Raw genomic sequence first — 18,841 nt, forward strand, 5'->3', positions numbered from 1 at the left:
TGGGACTATTGCCCTGCGGCAGATGGGCAGCCTGAGCACGCTCAGTCGCGGGCGTGCCGGCGGCCGACCGCGATGACCTTCACCCGCTGCCGACCGGCGCGCACCATGCCCAGCGCCATGAACGCTCCGGCGATCCGGTCGGCAGCCTCCCGGCTGTTGGCGCCGACCACCTGCCGCCGCCGCTCCGGCGCGGTCCGCTCGTCGCGGTCGACACCCTCGGCCGGACGCACGTCGGTGAGCACCACCAGGAAGCGGGTCATCGGGGGCCGACCAGGTGCGGAGCGCGGGACTCCGGCACGGTACGCACGTCGTCGTCTCCTTCCGGCGGGCGGGATGGCGCGGCACGCGACGATCGGGCACGGGGGAGAAACCCGATCGCCGCGCGCCCCATCCCCTCCGGTCGCTCACCACCACCGTCGCCACGACAACCGGCGGTGAGGACGCGCTAACAGATTGACACGTTTACCGCCGTGAATGCAACTCTCATCGACGTTCTCTCATGCAGACGTTCCCACAGATGTGTGCGACCATCGATGCATGGCCCCGAAGACAGCCCGTGCCCGCCGGCTCGGCATCGCCCTGCGCCACCACCGGGAAGCCGCCGGCCTGACGCTGGAAACAGCGGCGGATGAGATCAACAGCACCCGCAGCACCCTCTCCCGGTACGAGAACGCCCAGAGCCTGATCACCCCGGCCACCGTGCGCGCGCTGCTCACGTCGTACGGGGTGGGTGCCGAGGAGGTGGCCGCGGCCGTGCAGCTCGCCAAGGACGCCCGCAAGCCAGGCTGGTGGGTCTCGTACTCCTACCTGCTGGATCCACGCACCATCGACTTCATCGCGCTGGAGGCCGAGGCGACCGCCATCGCCAACTTCGAGCCCTCGGTGGTGCCCGGTCTGCTCCAGACCGCTGACTACATCCGTGGCGTGATGCGCGGTGGCCCGCACACCCTGGGCGACGACCTGGTGGAGCAGCGGGTCAAGGTCCGGCTCGATCGGCAACAGCGGCTCACCGGCGACGACCCGCCCATCCTCGACGCGATCATCGACGAGGGCGCACTGTTGCGTCCGGTCGGCGACCAGTCGGTGATGGACGGCCAACTGCGGCACCTGGTCAAGATGGCCGAGTTGCCGAACATCACCGTTCAGGTGATCCCGCTCTCCGCCGGCTACCACCGGGGCACCCGAGGCTCGCTGCACATCCTCGAGTTCGCCGATCCCGAGGATCCGATCATCGCCTCGGTGGAGACCGTCGCCGGTCAGATGATCCTCGACCGAGCCGGCGAGACGCGGACCTGCACCAAGATCATGGAGCATCTCCGAAGCGTGGCGCTCAGCCCGGCCGACAGCCGCGGAATGCTCCTGACAGCCCTGAAGGGACGGTAAGACCGATGACACCGACGATCACAGCGGCCATGGCCGCGGCGGCATGGCGCAAGAGCAGCCGCAGCGGCGACGAGGGCGCCTGCGTGGAGGTGGCCGCGATCCCGCGGCTGGTGGCCGTCCGCGACTCCAAGGACCCATCCGGCCCGGCGCTGCTGTTCCCGCCGGCCGCCTGGGCCGCCTTCGCCCAGGCACCACCCCTGCGCTGACCCGGGAGGCGCTCGCCATCCGCTGTGGCTGGCCCACCATGTGATGTGCTGGTGAGCGGTATACCTCAGAGGTATAAATATGACTCAGAGGTATACCGCTCACCACGGCATCCGCCCCCACAGCGGTGACCGACGGTCACCGCCGGCCGCCGGCCACAGCCCGGGCCAGGGTTGGGAATTACTCGTCCAGGACCTGTTTCAGGCGACCAGCGGCCGGGGCTCCGGGACGGCACGCAGCGCCTCCAACGCGGCGATCGCCACGCCCCGGGCGCCGGCCATGTCCCGCTCCGGCACCAGCGCGAAGGTGGCGACCGCCGCCTGCTCCTCGCGCAGCACGGTGTGCTCGCGGACCGTCGCCAGGAACCAGTCGCGGAACTCCGCCGCCGCCTCCACCACCCCACCACCGACGAAGTACGCGTGCGGATCGGTGAAGTTCGCCGCGACGGTGAACAACCGGCCCAGCGCCATCGCCTGCTGGGCGAAGAGGTCCCGCGCGAGGGCGTCTCCCCGCTCGCCGTACCCCCGGACCGACTTCGCCGCCCGGGCCACCGGCTCGGCGGCGAGCGGGTGCTCGGGATAGCGGGTCAACCAGTACGGCAGCAGGTTGCGTTCGATGCCGGTCAGCGAGGCGATGCTCTCCACGTCCCCGGTGAAGCCGCAGGCGCAGGTGGGCTCCGACTGCCCCGGGCCGAGCAGCCCGCCCAGCGGAATGTGCACGTGACCAAGCTCCCCGGCCATCCCGGCGGCGCCGGCGATCACCCGGCCGCTCTCGACCACACCGCCGCCGAGGCCGGTGCCGACGATCGCGGAGACCGACGAGCGGTTCATCGCGTCGTCGCCGAAGTGCACGTGGTGGGCGTAGAGCGCTGCCGCGTTGCCGTCGTTGTGGTAGATCACCGGCAGGCCGAGCCGTCGCTCCAACGCGCCCCGCACGTCGAAGCCCCGCCAGGCCGGCTGGGAGAAGTTGGTGGAACCCCGCGACGAGATGACGCCGTCGGCGCTGGCCGGGCCGGGAGTGTCCAGCCCCACCGCCCGGACCAGCTCACGCGGCACGCCGGTCTGCGCCAGAGCACCGTCCAGCGCCCGGGCCAGCGCCTCGATCGCCGCCTCCGGCCCGGACCGCACCTCGCTGGGGATCTCCAACAGCCCGTCCACCAGGAAGCGGCCATCCACCGTCAGCACTGTGGCGTTGTTGCTGGTGCCGCCGTTGTCCAGCCCGACGACCACCGGCACCCCTGCGCTGCCCACCGAAAACCGCCTCCCGCCCGTCATGAGTGTGAGCCGAGGCTAGTGCCAGCCCCTCTCCCCCGCCACGCCCGGTCACCCAACCGGCTCAGGCCCTACCCTGCCCCGCTCCGCGGCCTCGTACTCACCGTGGCGGCATAAGGGGCGTCCCGCTCATTTCGGCGGCGGAACGGACTCTGCCGGGCGGCGGGCCGTCACCGCCGTGGCGTCCAGGTCCTCGTCGTGCCGCACGCTGGGCACCAGGCCGGCTGCCTCGAACGCCGCGCAGAGCGCGTCCACCTGCGTGACACCGGCCTCGACGACCAGGTGCCCGCCGGGCGCCAACCAGGTGACCGCCTCGACACCCACCCGGCGCAGCACGGAGAGCCCGTCCGGTCCGCCGTCGAGCGCCACCGGGGCCTCGTGCAGCCGCGCCTCCGGCGGCATCAGCGCCACCGCGTCGGTCGGCACGTACGGGGCGTTGGCCACCACCAGGTCCAGCCGACCCCGCCAGCGCGCGGGCAGGGGCGCGAACAGGTCACCCTCGTACACCTCGGCCGTCAGGCCGGTGAGGTTGCGGCGCGCACACGCCACGGCCGCCGGGTCGATGTCGGCGGCGGCCAGCCAGCGCGGCGCGAGCCGATGCGCCAACGCGACAGTGGTGGCCCCGGAGCCGCAGCACAGGTCGACCACCGCCGGAGCCGGGCCGGTCAGCCCGGCCGCCACCTCGACCAGCAGGGCCGTCCGGCCACGGGGCACGAAGACGCCCGCGTCGACGGCGATCCGCAGACCGCAGAACTCCGCCCAGCCGAGCAGGTACTCCAAGGGCTCGCCGGCCACCCGACGGTCGGTCAGGTCGGCCAGCGTCGCCGGGGAGTCGGCGGCGGCCAGCAGCAGATCTGCCTCGTCCTCGGCGTAGACGCAGCCGGCGGTACGCAGCCGGCGTACCAGGGCGGGCCGGTCGGTGAGTGTCACAGGATCCCTCAGCGCGGCCCGGCCGCGTCCAGGGCGGCGGCGATGTCGGCCACCAGGTCGGGGGTGTCCTCCACACCGCAGGACAGCCGGACGAAGCCGGGGGCGGTGTCGTCACCCCACTGCGCCCGCCGGTCCGCCGTGGTGTGCAGGCCCCCGAAGGAGGTCGCCGCCGCCACCAACCGGGCGGCCTCGACGAATCGGCCCACCCGGTTGGCGGTACCCAGGTCGAAGGAGAGCACCCCGGGCATCCGGCGCATCTGCGCCGAGGCCACCGGGTACGCCGGGTCGTCCGGCCGCCCCGGCCAGCGCAGGCCGGTCACGTCCGGCCGGCCGGCGAGCAACTCGGTGACGGCGGCGGCGTTCGCGCTCTGCCGGGCCAGGCGCAGGTCGAGGGTGGCCAGCGACCGGTGCGCCAGCCACGCGTCGAACGCGCCGGGGACCGCCCCGGTGGTGGTACGCCAGGTCGTCACCGCCTCGATCAGCTCGGTGGACCGGCTGGCCAGGTAGCCCAGCAGCAGGTCGGAGTGGCCGGTCAGCGCCTTGGTGCCGGAGGCGACCACCAGGTCGGCACCGAGCTCCAGTGGGCGCTGACCGAGCGGGGTCGCTGTGGTGTTGTCCACCGCGAGCAGCGCCCCGGCGGCGTGTGCCTGCTCGGCCAGGGCCGCCACGTCGACCACGTCCAGCCCCGGATTGGCCGGCGTCTCCACAAGCACCAGTCGGACGCCCGCCAACGACGGGTACGGCCCGACGGTCGGCACGAACAGCACCCGGACGCCGAGCGACTCCAGTACGTCGCTGGCGAACGCCCGGACCGGGAAGTATCCGTCGGCGGGCAGCACCACGGTGTCCCCCGGGCGCAGCAGGGTGAGCAGCAGCCCGGTGATGGCCGCCTGGCCGGTGGCGAAGACCCGGCAGTCACCGCCTTCCAACTCGCCCACGGCCGCCTCCAGCAACCGTCGGGTCGGGTTGTCCGGACGGCCGTAGCCGTTCGGCGACGTGCCCTGGCCCTGCCACGGGTCGAGGTGGTACGGCGCGGCGAAGACCGGCCCGGGCAGGAACGGGTCCCCCGGTGCCGGCTCGGGCAGGCCGGCGCGTACGCAGCGGGTGCCGTCACCCAGTTCGCTCATCGGTTCCTCACTCGTACGACTCGGGTTTGGCGGTCCGGCTCATCAGGGTGTCCACGGCGAGGCGCGGGTCCATCCCCTCGTGGCAGATCCGCTCGACGTGCTCGGTGATCGGCATTTCCACACCGTGTGCCCGGGCCAGGTCCCGGATCGCCAGGCAACTCTTCACACCCTCGGCGGTCTGCCGGGTGGCGGCCTGGGCCTGCTCCAGCGTCTCACCACGGCCCAGGTGCTCGCCGAAGGTGCGGTTGCGGGCCAGCGGCGACGAGCAGGAGGCGACCAGGTCGCCCATGCCCGCGAGGCCGGCGAAGGTGATCGCGTCCGCGCCGAGCGCGACGCCCAGCCGGGCCGTCTCGGCCAGCCCGCGGGTCATCAGCATGGCCCGGGTGTTGTCGCCGAACCCCATCGCGGTGGCGATGCCGTACGACAGGGCGATCACGTTCTTGACCGCCCCGCCCAGCTCACAGCCGATCACGTCGTCGTTTGTGTACGGGCGCAGGTAGGGCGTCCGGATCGACGACTGCACGAGCACGGTGCGGTGGCTGTTCGTCCCGGCGACCACTGTCGCGGCGGGCTGCTCGGCGGCGATCTCCGGAGCCAGGTTCGGGCCGGAGACCACTACCACCCGGTCCGCGGCGACCCCGGCGGTCTCCACGATAACCTCGCTCATCCGTTTGGTGGTGCCGAGTTCGATGCCCTTCATCAGCGACACCAGTGTCGAGTCGGGGTGCAGGTGCTCGGCCCATTCGGCGAGGTTGCCGCGCAGGGTCTGCGACGGCACGGCCAGCACCACCACCTCCGCGCCGGTGATCGCCTCGGCCGCGTCGGCGGTGGCGGTGACCCGAGCCGGCAGCAGCACACCGGGCAGGTACTCCGGGTTGCGGCGCTCGGTCCGGATGCTCTCGGCGACCGGCGCCCGACGGGCCCACACCGTCACGTCCCGCCCCGCGTCCGCGAGGATCTTGGCGAACGCGGTGCCCCAGGAACCAGCGCCGAGCACCGCGACGTGGCCGGTCACGCGACCGCTCCGGAGCGGGTCGGGACGGCTGGAACGGCCCCGGTACCGAGCCTGACGCGTCGCCCGTTCACGCCGCGTCACCCTGCTGCTCGTGCCCGGCGGAGGACTGGGCCGGTCGCTCCCACAGCGGCGGCGGGGTGCCGCCGCGGATCTCGCCGAGCATGTCCCGCAGCCGCAACATGATGGTGTCCGTCATCTCCTCGAGGGTGCCCCGGGTCGGCTGGGCATCCGCCCACCGGCTCAGGTCGATCGGTTCACCGGCGACAACTGTCACCGGGATCCGGGGGCGCGGGTTGACGCGGCTGGTCCGGGGGTCGAAGAGCCGCTCCGGTCCCCACATCACCACCGGTACGACGGGAGCGCCGGTGGCCAGGGCCAGCCGAGCGGCACCGGTCTTGGCCTTCATCGGCCACAGCTCCGGCTGTCGGGTGGTGGTGCCCTCCGGGTAGATCACCACGGCGCCACCCTGGTCGAGCGCGGCGACCAGGGTGTCCAGTGAGCGGACCGCGTCGACGCTGCCCCGCTCGACCGGGATCTGCCGGCACCGGTGCAGGATCCAGCCGACCCCCGGCACCCGGAACACGCTGGCCTTGCCCAGGTACTGCGGCCAGCGCCCGGAATCGTAGATGAAGTGCGCGGAGACCAGCGGGTCGGCGTGCGAGATGTGGTTCGCCACGATGATCATGCCGCCGTCGCGTCGGAGGTGCTCCTGGCCACGCCAGGTCCGCCGGGTCCACACGGTCATCACCGGCTTCACCAGCCCCACGGCGAACCGTTGCCAGAACCCCAGCCTCCGCCGTGCCACTGTGCCTCCTCGTCGCGCCCCAACCCCCGCCGCGAAACCCGCCCGCGACACCCGCCGCGGAAATCATGCCTGCTCGCCCCCGGTACGGCCAGCGAGGGTCCCGCCGCGCGGCTGGCAGGATTGCGGGCGTGAGTCAGCCGAGGTGGGCCGTGGTGGTGCCGGTGAAGCAGCTGGCAGCGGCCAAGAGCCGGCTGCGGGGCGCACTGCCGGGCGTACCGCACGAGGAGCTGGCGCTGGCCCTGGCGGCCGACACGCTCCGCGCGGTGCTGGCCTGCCCGGCGGTCGCCGAGGCCCTGGTGGTGACCGACGACGCCCGGGTGGCGGGGGCGGCGCGGGCCGCCGGCGCGCGGGTGCTGCCCGACGAGCCGGCCGCCGGGCTGAACGCCGCGTTCCGGCACGGCGCGACCGGAACGACAGCCGAATGGGTGGCCGGGCTCACGGCGGACCTGCCGGCGCTGCGCCCCGCCGAGCTGGCCAGCGCACTGCTCGCGGCGCAGAACGGGCGACCCGCGGTACGCCGTTTCGTGCCCGACGCGCCGGGCAGCGGCACCGTGCTGCTCACCGCGCCGCCCGGGGTACCGCTGGATCCTCGCTTCGGGGTTGGCTCGGCGGTCGCGCACGCGGCGAGCGGCGCGCTGACGCTCAGCGGCGACTGGCCCAGCCTGCGCCGGGACGTGGACACCGCCGCGGACCTGACCGCCGCCGCCCGGCTCGGGCTGGGGCCGCGCACCGCCGCACTTGTCACCGCCGGCCGCCCGGCCCACTCGGCGGGCTGACCCGCCCGGCCCGCCCGACGGGCCGGCCGCTGGGGTGTACGGTGCCAGCATGCAGGGCACGGTGGCCAGCTATGACGCGGCGACGCGCAGCGGTGTCCTGCTGCTCGACGACGGCACCGAGATGCGCTTTCCCGCCCGGGCCTTCGACGCCTCCGGCCTGCGGCTGCTCCGGCTCGGCCAGCGGGTTCGCATCGACACCGATCCCGACGGCGAGGTCGTCCGGGTGACATTGCCGACGATGATCTGAGCCGGCGAACCCAAGTTCATTTTGCGTTTACCGTAATCGGGTGATTATGAGCGGGTGAGCACCCCTCGCGAGCACCCGGCCCGCCCGCCCGCCACCGACCTCCGAAACGGTTCCCGCGTACGCGGGACCGACGGCCGCTTCCGCCCGTCCCGTGCCGAGCGGGCCGGTGCCGCCCGCGCCGACACCCTCGCCGACGATCCCGGCGGCGCCTCCTCCGGGCTGGACGAGGTCCTCGACCCCACGGCGACCGTCGAGGCGGACGGCCCGACCGCCGGTGCCGTCCACCCGGTCCTGCCGACCGACCTGCCGACCGACGCCGAGGAAGACGACGAACCAAGCGCGGCCCCGCCGCTGCCGGAGGATCGTTTCCTCAACCGGGAGCTGTCCTGGCTCGACTTCAACGCCCGGGTGCTCACCCTGGCCGAGGACCAGCGCACCCCGCTGCTGGAACGGGCCAAGTTCCTGGCGATCTTCGCCAGCAACCTGGACGAGTTCTACATGGTGCGGATCGCCGGGCTGAAGCGGCGACTCTCCGCCGGCCTGCCGGTGCGCGGCGGGGACCGGCTGCCCCTGCGTACCCAGTTGGAGATGATCGCCGAGCGGACCGCCGAGCTGGGCGCCCGGCACGCCGCCTGCTTCGTCGACGACGTCCTGCCCAAACTGGCCGACGAGGGCATCCGCATCCTGCGCTGGGGTGAGCTGGGCGACCCGGAGCGGGAGCGGCTGCGCACCTACTTCCGGGAGCACATCTTCCCGGTGCTGACCCCGCTCGCGGTGGACCCGGCGCACCCGTTCCCGTACATCTCCGGGCGGTCGCTGAACCTGGCGGTGGCGGTTCGCGACCCCGACGGCGGTTCGGAGCTGTTCGCCCGGGTGAAGGTGCCCAACAACGTCCCCCGTTTCGTCCGGGTGGACCGCGACCAGCCGGGCGTGCGGATGCTGCCGGTGGAGGACCTGATCTCGGTGCACCTGGGTCAGCTGTTCAGCGGCATGCAGGTGGTCGAGTGCCACCTGTTCCGGGTCACCCGCAACGCCGAGGTGGAGGTCGACGAGGACCGCGACGAGGACCTGCTCCAAGCCCTGGAACGGGAGCTGGCTCGACGCCGGTTCGGTCCGCCGGTCCGCCTGGAGGCCGCCGCGTCCATCTCCGACCACATGTTGGAGCTGCTCGTCCGCGAGCTGGACATGAACGACCAGGACGTGCTGCGGGTGCCTGGGCTGCTGGACCTGTCCGCGTTGTGGCAGGTCTACGGCGAGGCCGACCGGCCGGACCTCAAGGACCCGCCGTTCGTGCCGGCCACCCACCCCCGGCTCGCCGAGGGCGAGGTGCCGCGCAGCGTCTTCTCGACCCTGCGCGACGGGGACATCCTGGTGCACCACCCGTACCACTCGTTCGCCACCAGCGTGCAGCGCTTCATCGAACAGGCCGCCGCCGACCCGAACGTGCTGGCCATCAAGCAGACCCTCTACCGCACCAGCGGCGACTCCCCGATCGTGGACGCGCTTGTCGACGCGGCCGCCGCCGGCAAGCAGGTGGTGGTGCTGGTGGAGGTGAAGGCCCGGTTCGACGAGGTGGCCAACATCGGCTGGGCCCGCACGCTGGAACGGGCCGGCTGCCACGTGGTGTACGGCCTGGTCGGCCTGAAGACGCACTGCAAGACCGCGCTGGTGGTCCGTCAGGAGGGCAACCAGATCCGCCGCTACTGCCACATCGGCACCGGCAACTACCACCCGAAGACCGCCCGGATGTACGAGGACTTCGGCATGCTGACCGCCGACCCGGAGATCGGCGCGGACCTGACCGACCTGTTCAACGTGCTCACCGGGTACAGCCGGCAGACCGCGTACCGGCGGTTGCTTGTCGCCCCGCAGGGTATTCGCAGCGGGCTCATCGAGCGGATCGAGCGGGAGATCTCCCACGTTCGGCTGGGCATGCCCGGCCTGGTCCAGTTCAAGGTCAATTCGCTGGTCGACGAGGGGGTGACCGACGCGCTGTACCGGGCCTCCCAGGCCGGCGTGCACGTCGACCTGCTCATCCGGGGCATGTGCACACTGCGACCGGGGGTGCCGGGGTTGTCGGAGAACATCCGCGTCCGCTCGATCCTCGGCCGGTTCCTGGAGCACTCCCGGGTCTTCCGGTTCGGCAACAACGGCGAGGCCGAGTTCTGGATGGGCTCCGCCGACCTGATGCACCGCAACCTCGACCGTCGGGTGGAGGCGCTGGTGCGGGTGAGCGACCCGATCGCCCGCGCCGAGCTGGATCAGGTGCTGAACGCCGCGATGAGCCCCGACGTGGACGCGTTCGAACTGGCCGGCGACGGCACCTGGACCCGGCGTACCGGCGAAGACACGAAAGCGCGGGCTCACCTGCAGCAACTACTGCTGCGCCGAGTCGGTGGCACGGCCAGTTGACCGATCAGCGCCTAGGCTGAACTGATGGTCGAGGAGGAGCAGAAGTACGAGGTGGACGATGCCTACGTGCTACCGGACCTGGCCGCCACGGCCCCGGCCGGGGGTCGGGTCCGGGTGCTGCCACCGGTGACGCTCGTCGCCCGCTACTTCGACACCACCGATGTGCGGCTGGCCCGTGCCGGTGCCTCGCTGCGCCACCGCCGGGGCGACGAGCTGCCCTGGACGGTGAAGCTGCCGACCGGGACGCCGGGCGTCCGACACGAGATCTCCCGCCCGGGGCCGAAGGGTCAACCACCGCCGGAGCTCGTGGAGCTGGTCACCGTCCTGCACCGGGGGGCTCCGCTGGCCCCGGTGACGGTGGTGCGGACGGTCCGGCACGCGTACGAGGTGTGCGACAAGGGCGGCGCGGTGCTCGCCGAGGTGGTGGACGACCGGGTGACAGTGCTCGACGACGCCGGCGCCACCACCGGCACGTTCCGGGAGTTGGAGGTGGAGCGCAAGGCCGGCGACCGGGCGCTGCTCGACCGGGTCGGGGCGGTGCTGCGCGAGGCGGGCGCCCGGGGCGGCACGTTCACCCCGAAGCACGTACGGGCGCTGGGCGCGACGGCGCAGGCCGACCCGGACCTGGTCGCGCCGGCCGGGCTGACCGGGGAGCCGAGCGCCGGCGACGTGGTGACCGAGGCGATCCGCAAGGAGATTCGCCGGCTGTTGGCGCACGACCCGCTGGTCCGGCTGCGCGCCCCGGCGGCCGGTGGCGACACCGCCGTGCACCAGATGCGGGTGGCCTGTCGACGCCTGCGCAGTGATCTGCGTACCTTCAAGCCGCTGATCCGCAAGACCTGGTCCCGACCCCTGCGCGACGAGCTGCGCTGGCTGGCCGGTGTCCTCGGCGCGGCCCGCGACGCGGAGGTGCTGCGCGAGCGGTTGCGCGACACCGCGAGCGCCGATCCGCTCAGCCCCCTCGACCAGGGCGCGGTGGACCGGCTGGACGAGGTGCTCGCCCAACGACAGCGGCAGGCGTTCGCCGCCATCGACGAGGCGTTGCGCTCCCCGCGCTACCTGGCCCTGGTGGACGCTCTGGTGCTGGCCGCCCGCGCGCCCCGGCTCACCGGCGGGGCGGCTGCCCCTGCGGCGGAGGCGTTGCCCGCGCTGGTGGCCCGGCCCTGGCGACGGCTGACCGGGCCGGACGGCGTCGACGGGCTCGACGCCCGGTCGCCGGACGACCGCTGGCACGCCGTTCGCAAGGAGGGCAAACAGACCCGGTACGCGGTGAACGCGGTGGCTTCGACCGTCGGCAAGGGCGCGCGCCGGCTGTCCCGTGCCCTCGCCGGGGTGCAGGACGTGCTCGGCGAGCACCAGGATGCGGCAGTGGCGGCGGACACCTGGCTGGAGATCGCCGCCGAGCGGCCGGACGACCACGAGCTGGCGGTCACCGCCGGGCGGCTGGCCGAGCGCGAACGCGAGTCGGTACGCCGGATGCGGGCGCTCTTCCCGGCCGCCTGGCACCGGGCCACCCGGCGGCGGCGAACCAGTTGGCTGCCGTGACCGGCATCCGGGCGGCGGGCGGGGTGGCCTGGCGGCCGACCGCCGACGGCGTACGCGTCTGCGTGGTGCACCGCCCCCGCTACGGCGACTGGACGCTGCCGAAGGGCAAGTTGGAGCCGGGTGAGCACGCGCTGGCCGCCGCGGTGCGTGAGGTCGCCGAGGAGGCCGATGTCCGGGGCGTACCGCAGGTCCGGCTGCCGTCGGTGCGGTACCGCAGCGAGGGGCAGGCCAAGCTTGTCGACTACTGGTCGATGCTCGCGGTGGCCCGCGGTGGTTTCCAACCGAACACCGAGGTGGACGACATGCGCTGGCTCGCGGTGGACGACGCGATCCAGTTGGTCAGCTACCCGCACGACGCGGAGGTGCTGGCGGCGTTCGCCGCGCTGCCGGCGGTGACCGCTACGGTCGCGCTGGTCCGGCACGCGCACGCCGGTAAGCGGGCCACCTGGTCCGGCCCGGATGTCGGCCGGCCCCTGGACGCCGAGGGATGGGCCCAGGCGACCGCGCTTGCCGACCTGGTCGCCCTGGTCCGACCGGACCGGCTGGTGTCGGCGTCACCGCGACGCTGCGTGCAGACGCTGTACCCGGCCGCCGCGCTGCTCGACCTGCCGATCGAGATCTGCGGCGACCTGGACGAGCCACAGCCCGGCCAGCAGGCCGACGAGCAGATCCTCGCCACCGCCGCCCGGCTGCTGGAGTTGGCCACCGCCGGTGGGCAGGTGGCGGTGTGCACCCAGGGCAAGGTGCTGCCGGGTGCGCTGGAACGGTTGACCGGCCGCACCGACGAGGACTTCACCACCCCCAAGGGCGGCGGTTGGCTGCTCGCCTTCGGTGGCGACCGCCTGCTCGCCACCGACCGCCTGTAACCCCTCGCAGCCGTGATCGTTGGCAGCTGAGCAGCTCGCCACGCCGGGTACCGCCCTGCTGAGCTGCCACCGATCGGCCGTGATCTGCGCTGTCAGCGAGGTGGCAGGGACAGGGTCACCGTTACCGGTAGGTGATCGCTTGCCGTGCCGCGTGGCGCTTGCGGGTTGCTCGCGGTGATGCCGGGTGAGACGAAGACGTGGTCGATCTGTTCGCGCGGAGCGTTGGCGGGGCTCGTCGGCAGTGGTCGGGCGGACGCCAACGCGTCGACCAGACCAGCAGCGGTGAACTGTCCGAACGCCTCGTCGCCCGGCTCGGTGTTCAGGTCACCCGCCACCACCAGGGGGCGGCCGGCCGCGTACTCGGTGGCGAAGTCGGCGACCGCGCGGGCCTGGACCACCGGGCCCTGCCCGGGTGGAGGTTGCAGGTGGGTGCTCACCACCGCGGTACGGACACCGTCGCCCAGGTCCAGCGTGACGCCGAGAGCCTGCGCCCCGGTGGGCGCCCCGACGGCTGGCAGCGGGAGGCTGCGCGGATCGCCCATCGGCCAACGGCTGAGCACCGCGTCACCCCAGACCGGGTCGGCGGCCGGCCCGAAGACGTACGGCATGCCGAGCCGGTCGGCCAACACGTCGAGGGTGTCGTGCCCACCGTTGAGCAGCCAGGCCCGGTCCACCTCGCTGAGCAGCACCACGTCGGGCCGTTGCCCGCTGACGGCCTCGGTGAGCCCGGTCAGGTCGAACCGACCGTCCAGCCCGAAGCCCATCCGGATGTTGTACGCCACCACGGTCAGCCGCTCCGGTGGGCCGTCCCGGTTGCTGGCCACCGCACCCTCGTCGGCGACGACAGGCGCCAGCAGCGCCACCGCGGTGACCGCCGTGGCGGCCCGTAGCGGCGGAAACGGCCCGGGGAGCCACTTGACGACGGGCTGGGCGGTGAACGCCACGACGGCGACCAGAGCGGCCACCACCACGGGCACCGCCGCGTTGGGGTACCCGAGGTCGTAGGCGGAGTAGTAACCGACCGCCCCCAGCGCGAAGACAAGCATGCCGACGGCCACCGCGTACCCCCGCCGGGCCGCCATCGCGCCGGTGTCGTCGGCGTCGGCACTCGCGGTGTCGGCACTCGCGGTGCCGTCGGCGGTGCCGGCGCTCGCGGTGTCGGCGGCGTCGGCACTCGCGGTGCCGGCGGCGTCGGCACTCGCGGTGCCGGCGGCGTCGGCACTCGCGGTGCCGGCCTTCGCGCCCGCCGGCACGGCGGCTGCCGTCGGGGCCAGCCGGTTCTCGTCATCGGTCAGGGCGAGGCAGGCACCGAGACCGACGGCGGCGAGCAGGACGGCCGGCAGCAGCAGGTCACCCCGGTCGAGGGCGAACAGCACCGCGCCCCCCAGCAACGCCACCGGCCCGTACGCGCGGCCCCACCGCTGCGGCGGCCGGGTCAACGCGGTGCACAGGAACGCCGCAACCGCCACCGGCACCGGGGCCATGCCCAGCAGCGGCGAGCGCGCCACACCTCCGCCGCTAAGCAAATACGACATCCCGGTCTGGGCCAGGGCCGGGGAGAGCGCCACCATCCCGGCCAGCAGCAACGCCGGCCCGGTCAGCAGCCAGGCCCGGACACCACCGACACCTGCCCGGCTACCGGACCGCGCCGTACCGCCTTCGCTGCCAGAGCGGGCTGTGCCGCCTCCGGACCGGGCCGTACCGAGCAGGAACAGCGCCACCGCGACGGAGCTGAGCAGCCAGGCCACCCAGTCACCCCGCCAGACCAGGTCGACGGTGTCCAGCGCCGCGTGCACTGCCGCGTTGACAGCGAACCCCAACGCCAGCCCCGGGACCGGTCGGTCGGTGTCGATGGCGACGCCGACCAGCCAGACGAGCCCGGCGAGCAGCCCGGCGGTGGCCAGCCAGAGTTGCGTACGCCCGCCGGGTGTCGCGGTGAGCGCGAGCCGGGCGACGGTGAGCAGAACGGCGGCGGCGACAGTGACCGGGCGGGCCCCGACCCGGCGAACCACTGCGGGTGCGCCCAGCGCGAGCACGAACCAGCCGAGGGCGAACGCGCCCATCAGCTCGGCCGGGGTGGACGCCGCCTGACCGAAGATGGTGATGATGCCGGGCAGCCAGACGCGCAGCACGTCGATGAGGAGGATGACGCCCAGCGCGAGCGTCCCGGTGGTGACCTGGCGGTAGCGCACCGGCGCCCCATTTCCCGTCGGCGGGCCGGCGGAGGGGGGCCGGCACGGCGATTCTGCGCGAGCGCGCCGAGCGGGTCAACGGCCTCCGTACGCCGAAAGGGCGCCCACCCGTGGGTGGACGCCCTTGCGGAGTTGGTCGGTCAGCGCTTGCTGGCCGCCTTCTTGGCCGGAGCCTTCTTCGCCGGCGCCTTCTTGGCCGCCGTGCTCTTGCTCGCCGTCGCGGTGGTCTTCTTCGCCGCGGTCGACCTGGTCGCCGCGGTGGTCTTCTTCGCCGCGGCGGTCTTCTTGCTGGCGGCCGTCTTGGTCGCCGTGGTGGTCTTGCTCGCCTTGGCCGGGGCGGTCTTCTTGCTGGCGGCCGTCTTGGTCGCCGTGGTGGTCTTGCTCGCCTTGGCCGGGGCGGTCTTCTTGCTGGCCGTCTTGGCCGCGGTTGCCTTGGTGCCCGCGGCCTTGGCGCCGGTCGTCTTGGTGCCCGCCGCCTTGGTGCCGGCCGTCTTGGCCGTGGCGGTGGTGGTGGCGGCCTTCTTCGTCGCCACCGTGGCCTTCGGCACCTTGCCGCTGGCCACCATCTCCTTGAAACCGGCGCCGGGGCGGAAGGTCGGGACGGATGTCTTCTTGACCTTCACCGCCTCGCCGGTACGCGGGTTGCGCGCTGTTCGTGCACCACGCACACGCTTTTCGAACGCTCCGAATCCGGTGATCGCCACCTTCTCGCCCTTGGTGACCGCCGCCTGGACCTCGGTGAGGACCGCCTCGAGGGCGTTCGTCGCCGTCTTCCGGTCCCCCAGGCGAACGGCGAGCGCCTCGATGAGCTCGGCCTTGTTCACGACTTCCTCCCGATTGTGCAACTGACTCGTCGCGAGCCATTCTGCGCGCACGTTATGCCCTGTGCTGCCGGGACACAAACATTCGGTAGAAAAAAGCCCTTGTGTCGTAACGGATTCACCCCCACCGGTCGGGCCGATGGGGGTGAAATCCGCTGTGCGGCCAGGCGTGCGGCTATGCCACGGAGGGCAGGAACGGCAGTCGTCGGGCCTCGTAGGAGTCGATGTCGGCGACGTTGCGGAGGGTGAGTCCAATGTCGTCGAGGCCTTCCAGCAGCCGCCAGCGGCTGAAGTCGTCCAGCGGGAACGACCAGGTGGCGTCCCCGGCCCGGAGCTGGCGGGCGGTCAGGTCGACGGTCACCGGGGTGGTCGGATCCGCCTCGACCAGGTCCCACAGCTCTTCGACGGCTTTCAATTCCAACTCGACCGGCAACAGGCCTTCCTTGAGGGAGTTGCCGCGGAAGATGTCGCCGAAGCGCGGCGCCACCACCGCGCGGAAGCCCCAGTCCCGCAGTGCCCAGACGGCGTGCTCCCGGGAGGAGCCGGTGCCGAACTCCGGGCCGGCGATCAGGATCGACGCCCCGGAATAGCGTTCATCGTTGAGAACGAATGTCGGATCTTCCCGCCACGCGCTGAACAACCCGTCGGCGAAGCCCGTCCGGGTCACCCGCTTGAGGTACACGGCGGGGATGATCTGATCGGTGTCCACGTTGGACCGCCGCAGCGGCACTGCCGTGCCGGTGTGGGTGGTGAACTTGTCCATCTCCTCGGTCCCTTCTACAGGTCGGCGGGGGCGGCCAGCCGGCCGACCACGGCGGTGGCGGCGGCGACCGGCGGGGAGACCAGGTGGGTACGCCCACCCCGGCCCTGACGGCCCTCGAAGTTGCGGTTCGAGGTGGAGGCCGAGCGCTGGCCCGGCTTCAGCGTGTCGGGGTTCATCCCGAGGCACATGGAGCAGCCGGCGAACCGCCACTCGGCCCCGGCGTCCGCGAAGACCTTGTCCAGCCCTTCGGCCTCGGCGGCCTCCCGGACGGCGGCGGAACCGGGCACCACGAGCATCCGGACCCCGTCGGCGACCTGGTGGCCCCGCAGCACGTCGGCTGCGGCCCGCAGGTCCTCCAGCCGGCCGTTGGTGCAGGACCCCACGAAGACCACGTCGATGGGCAGCTCCCGCAGCGGGGTGCCGGGACGCAGGTCCATGTATTCCAGGGCGCGGCGGGCCGCGGTGCGCTCCGAGTCGGTGACGAAGTCCTCCGGGTCCGGCACCGGCGCGCTCAGCGGCGCCCCCTGCCCCGGGTTGGTGCCCCAGGTGACGAACGGGGTGATCCGGCTGGCGTCCAGGGTCACCTCGGCGTCGAAGCGGGCGCCCTCGTCGGTGGGCAACGTCCGCCACCACGCCAGCGCCGCGTCCCAGTCCGCGCCCTGCGGCGCGTTCGGCCGACCCTTGAGGTACGCGAAGGTGGTCTCGTCCGGCGCGATCATGCCGGCCTTGGCACCCCACTCGATGGACATGTTGGCGATGGTCATCCGCCCCTCCATGGAGAGGGCCTCGATCGCCTCGCCGCGGTACTCGACGATGTGCCCGCGCCCCCCACCGGTGCCGACCTGGGTGATCAGCGCGAGCACCAGGTCCTTGGCGGTGACGCCCGGGGCCAGCCGCCCGGTGACGTTCACGGCCATCGTCTTCGGCCGGCTCTGCGGCAGCGTCTGGGTGGCCAGCACGTGCTCCACCTCGCTGGTGCCGATGCCGAAGGCGAGCGCGCCGAACGCGCCGTGGGTGGCGGTGTGCGAATCGCCGCAGACGATCGTCATGCCCGGCTGGGTGATGCCGAGCTGCGGACCGATCACGTGCACGATGCCCTGGTTGTCGTCGCCGAGCGGGTGCAGGCGCACCCCGAACTCGGCGCAGTTACGCCGCAGCGTCTCGATCTGCGTACGCGACGTGGGGTCCTCGATGGTGAGCAGGTCACCACGGCGCAGGCGGAACGCCGGGTCGGCGTACCCCGTTGGGGTGTTGTGGTCCTCGGTCGCGAGGGTCAGGTCGGTACGACGCACCCCTCGGCCGGCGAGCCGCAGCCCGTCGAACGCCTGCGGGCTGGTCACCTCGTGCAGCAGGTGCAGGTCGATGAAGAGCAGATCCGGCTCACCAGCGGCGGACCGTACGACGTGCGCGTCCCAGACCTTCTCGGCCAGGGTCCTCGGCTCAGGAGTGACTCCCACCATCTGGACATCCTAAATTCTGGGAGGTAAGTTTCGGCTTGTGGGACACAGTATGAGCGGTGTCGGCGTTCTCGACAAGGCGGTGGTCATCCTGGCCGCCTGCGTCGACGGCGCCAGCCTGGCCGAACTCGTTGATCGCACCAAGCTGCCCCGGGCCACCGCACATCGGCTGGCCCAGGCCCTGGAGATACACCGGATGCTGGTGCGGGACACCCAGGGCAGATGGCGCCCCGGACCCCGCCTCGGCGAGCTGGCCAACGCCGCACCGGACGTTCTGCTGACCGCCGCCGAGCCGTTGCTGGCCGCGCTGCGCGACGCCACCGGCGAGAGCGCACAGCTCTACCTGCGCCGCGCCGACGAGCGCATCTGCGTGGCCGCGGCGGAACGCGCCAGCGGCCTACGGGACACCGTTCCGGTCGGCTCGGTGCTGCCGATGACCGCCGGCTCCGCGGCGCAGATCCTGCTCGCCTGGGAGCCGCCGGAGGCGGTGATGCCGCTGCTGCCGCGCAGCAAGTTCACCGGCCGCACCCTGGCCGAGGTACGCCGCCGTGGCTGGGCACAGAGCGTCGCCGAGCGGGAGGCCGGTGTGGCGAGCGTCTCTGCCCCGATCCGTGACCGCACCGGCCGCGTGATCGCCTCGGTCAGCATCTCCGGCCCGATCGAGCGCCTGGGCCGCCGCCCCGGCGAACGTCACGCCATGGCCGTGGTGAGAGCCGGCCAACGCCTCTCCGGCCTCTGACCCCACCCACCCGGCACGCCGCGCCCACCCGGCACGCCGCGCCCACCCGGCACGGCCGACCGCGCCGAATGCTCGGCGCCAAGATCCGCGCAACATCAGGGATGTTGCTGCCTCCCGCGTCTCGGAGGCAGCAACATCCGGGAAGTTGCGCGGATCTTGGCGCGGGGCTGGGGAGCGGGGCCTGGGGCGCGGAGAGCGGGGCGCGGAGAGCGGGGCCTGGGGCGTGCAATCCCGGTGTCCAGGCGTAGTCGCGCGTGTTGGGACATCTCCGTGCCCTGATCCCAGGTC

The 18,841-nt window shown here is 72.9% G+C and carries 18 protein-coding genes; 8 read left to right on the plus strand and 10 right to left on the minus strand.

Annotated elements, in window-relative coordinates; all coding sequences use genetic code 11:
- Positions 1-41: 41 nt before the first annotated feature.
- Positions 42-260 (minus strand): hypothetical protein, encoded by a 219-nt coding sequence (locus ABZU25_RS27030; RefSeq protein ID WP_355032173.1) that lies wholly within the window; start codon positions 258-260, stop codon positions 42-44.
- 277 nt (positions 261-537) lie between these two features.
- Here ABZU25_RS27030 and ABZU25_RS27035 point away from each other — a divergent pair, with 277 nt between their 5' ends.
- Both ABZU25_RS27035 and ABZU25_RS27040 read left to right on the plus strand, forming a co-directional pair.
- Positions 538-1,383, plus strand: coding sequence for a helix-turn-helix transcriptional regulator (locus ABZU25_RS27035; RefSeq protein ID WP_355032174.1), 846 nt, complete (start codon positions 538-540; stop codon positions 1,381-1,383).
- A 5-nt stretch (positions 1,384-1,388) separates the two neighbouring features.
- Entirely contained in the window at positions 1,389-1,589 is a 201-nt protein-coding gene (locus ABZU25_RS27040) for a DUF397 domain-containing protein (protein ID WP_355032175.1), read from the plus strand.
- 198 nt (positions 1,590-1,787) lie between these two features.
- Here the strand turns inward: ABZU25_RS27040 and ABZU25_RS27045 are convergent, their stop codons facing one another.
- The 5 genes from ABZU25_RS27045 to ABZU25_RS27065 form a co-directional block, all read right to left on the minus strand.
- A complete protein-coding gene (locus ABZU25_RS27045) occupies positions 1,788-2,837 on the minus strand; it encodes an ROK family protein (protein WP_355032176.1) in 1,050 nt (349 codons plus the stop codon).
- Positions 2,838-2,987: 150 nt separating this feature from the next.
- On the minus strand, positions 2,988-3,788 hold the full coding sequence (locus tag ABZU25_RS27050) for a putative protein N(5)-glutamine methyltransferase (protein ID WP_355032177.1): 801 nt from the start codon (positions 3,786-3,788) through the stop codon (positions 2,988-2,990).
- A gap of 8 nt (positions 3,789-3,796) precedes the next feature.
- Positions 3,797-4,915: a cystathionine gamma-lyase gene (locus ABZU25_RS27055; protein WP_355032178.1), complete on the minus strand. Its 1,119-nt coding sequence runs from the start codon at positions 4,913-4,915 to the stop codon at positions 3,797-3,799.
- Positions 4,916-4,922: 7 nt separating this feature from the next.
- Positions 4,923-5,930: an NAD(P)H-dependent glycerol-3-phosphate dehydrogenase gene (locus tag ABZU25_RS27060; protein ID WP_355032179.1), complete on the minus strand. Its 1,008-nt coding sequence runs from the start codon at positions 5,928-5,930 to the stop codon at positions 4,923-4,925.
- Between the two features lie 67 nt (positions 5,931-5,997).
- Entirely contained in the window at positions 5,998-6,735 is a 738-nt protein-coding gene (locus ABZU25_RS27065) for a lysophospholipid acyltransferase family protein (RefSeq protein ID WP_355032180.1), read from the minus strand.
- Positions 6,736-6,863: 128 nt separating this feature from the next.
- Here ABZU25_RS27065 and cofC point away from each other — a divergent pair, with 128 nt between their 5' ends.
- The 5 genes from cofC to ABZU25_RS27090 are packed head-to-tail and all read left to right on the plus strand — an operon-like array spanning position 6,864 to position 12,581.
- A complete protein-coding gene (gene cofC / locus ABZU25_RS27070) occupies positions 6,864-7,511 on the plus strand; it encodes a 2-phospho-L-lactate guanylyltransferase (protein ID WP_355032181.1) in 648 nt (215 codons plus the stop codon).
- 49 nt (positions 7,512-7,560) lie between these two features.
- A complete protein-coding gene (locus ABZU25_RS27075; RefSeq protein WP_030335323.1) occupies positions 7,561-7,758 on the plus strand; it encodes a hypothetical protein in 198 nt (65 codons plus the stop codon).
- A 54-nt stretch (positions 7,759-7,812) separates the two neighbouring features.
- The gene (locus ABZU25_RS27080; protein ID WP_355032182.1) at positions 7,813-10,170 is read left to right on the plus strand and encodes an RNA degradosome polyphosphate kinase; all 2,358 of its coding nucleotides are present in this window, start codon (positions 7,813-7,815) and stop codon (positions 10,168-10,170) included.
- 24 nt (positions 10,171-10,194) lie between these two features.
- Positions 10,195-11,715, plus strand: coding sequence for a CYTH and CHAD domain-containing protein (locus tag ABZU25_RS27085; RefSeq protein ID WP_355032183.1), 1,521 nt, complete (start codon positions 10,195-10,197; stop codon positions 11,713-11,715).
- Complete coding sequence (locus ABZU25_RS27090; RefSeq protein ID WP_355032184.1) at positions 11,703-12,581, plus strand: NUDIX hydrolase; 879 nt, start codon at positions 11,703-11,705, stop codon at positions 12,579-12,581. Before ABZU25_RS27085 ends, ABZU25_RS27090 begins: the two co-directional genes overlap by 13 nt.
- A 92-nt stretch (positions 12,582-12,673) precedes the next feature.
- On the opposite strand, the gene ABZU25_RS27095 is transcribed toward ABZU25_RS27090, so the two are convergent.
- The 4 genes from ABZU25_RS27095 to leuC form a co-directional block, all read right to left on the minus strand.
- A complete protein-coding gene (locus ABZU25_RS27095) occupies positions 12,674-14,773 on the minus strand; it encodes an endonuclease/exonuclease/phosphatase family protein (protein WP_355032185.1) in 2,100 nt (699 codons plus the stop codon).
- Between the two features lie 140 nt (positions 14,774-14,913).
- Positions 14,914-15,597: an HU family DNA-binding protein gene (locus tag ABZU25_RS27100; RefSeq protein WP_355032186.1), complete on the minus strand. Its 684-nt coding sequence runs from the start codon at positions 15,595-15,597 to the stop codon at positions 14,914-14,916.
- Positions 15,598-15,769: 172 nt separating this feature from the next.
- Positions 15,770-16,357 (minus strand): 3-isopropylmalate dehydratase small subunit, encoded by a 588-nt coding sequence (gene leuD / locus ABZU25_RS27105; RefSeq protein ID WP_355032187.1) that lies wholly within the window; start codon positions 16,355-16,357, stop codon positions 15,770-15,772.
- A 14-nt stretch (positions 16,358-16,371) separates the two neighbouring features.
- Positions 16,372-17,817: a 3-isopropylmalate dehydratase large subunit gene (leuC, locus tag ABZU25_RS27110; protein ID WP_355032188.1), complete on the minus strand. Its 1,446-nt coding sequence runs from the start codon at positions 17,815-17,817 to the stop codon at positions 16,372-16,374.
- Between the two features lie 49 nt (positions 17,818-17,866).
- Here leuC and ABZU25_RS27115 point away from each other — a divergent pair, with 49 nt between their 5' ends.
- Positions 17,867-18,553, plus strand: coding sequence for an IclR family transcriptional regulator (locus ABZU25_RS27115; protein ID WP_110562481.1), 687 nt, complete (start codon positions 17,867-17,869; stop codon positions 18,551-18,553).
- Positions 18,554-18,841 lie beyond the last annotated feature (288 nt).

This window comes from Micromonospora sp. NPDC005215, assembly GCF_040607915.1.
Classification (GTDB): domain Bacteria; phylum Actinomycetota; class Actinomycetes; order Mycobacteriales; family Micromonosporaceae; genus Micromonospora.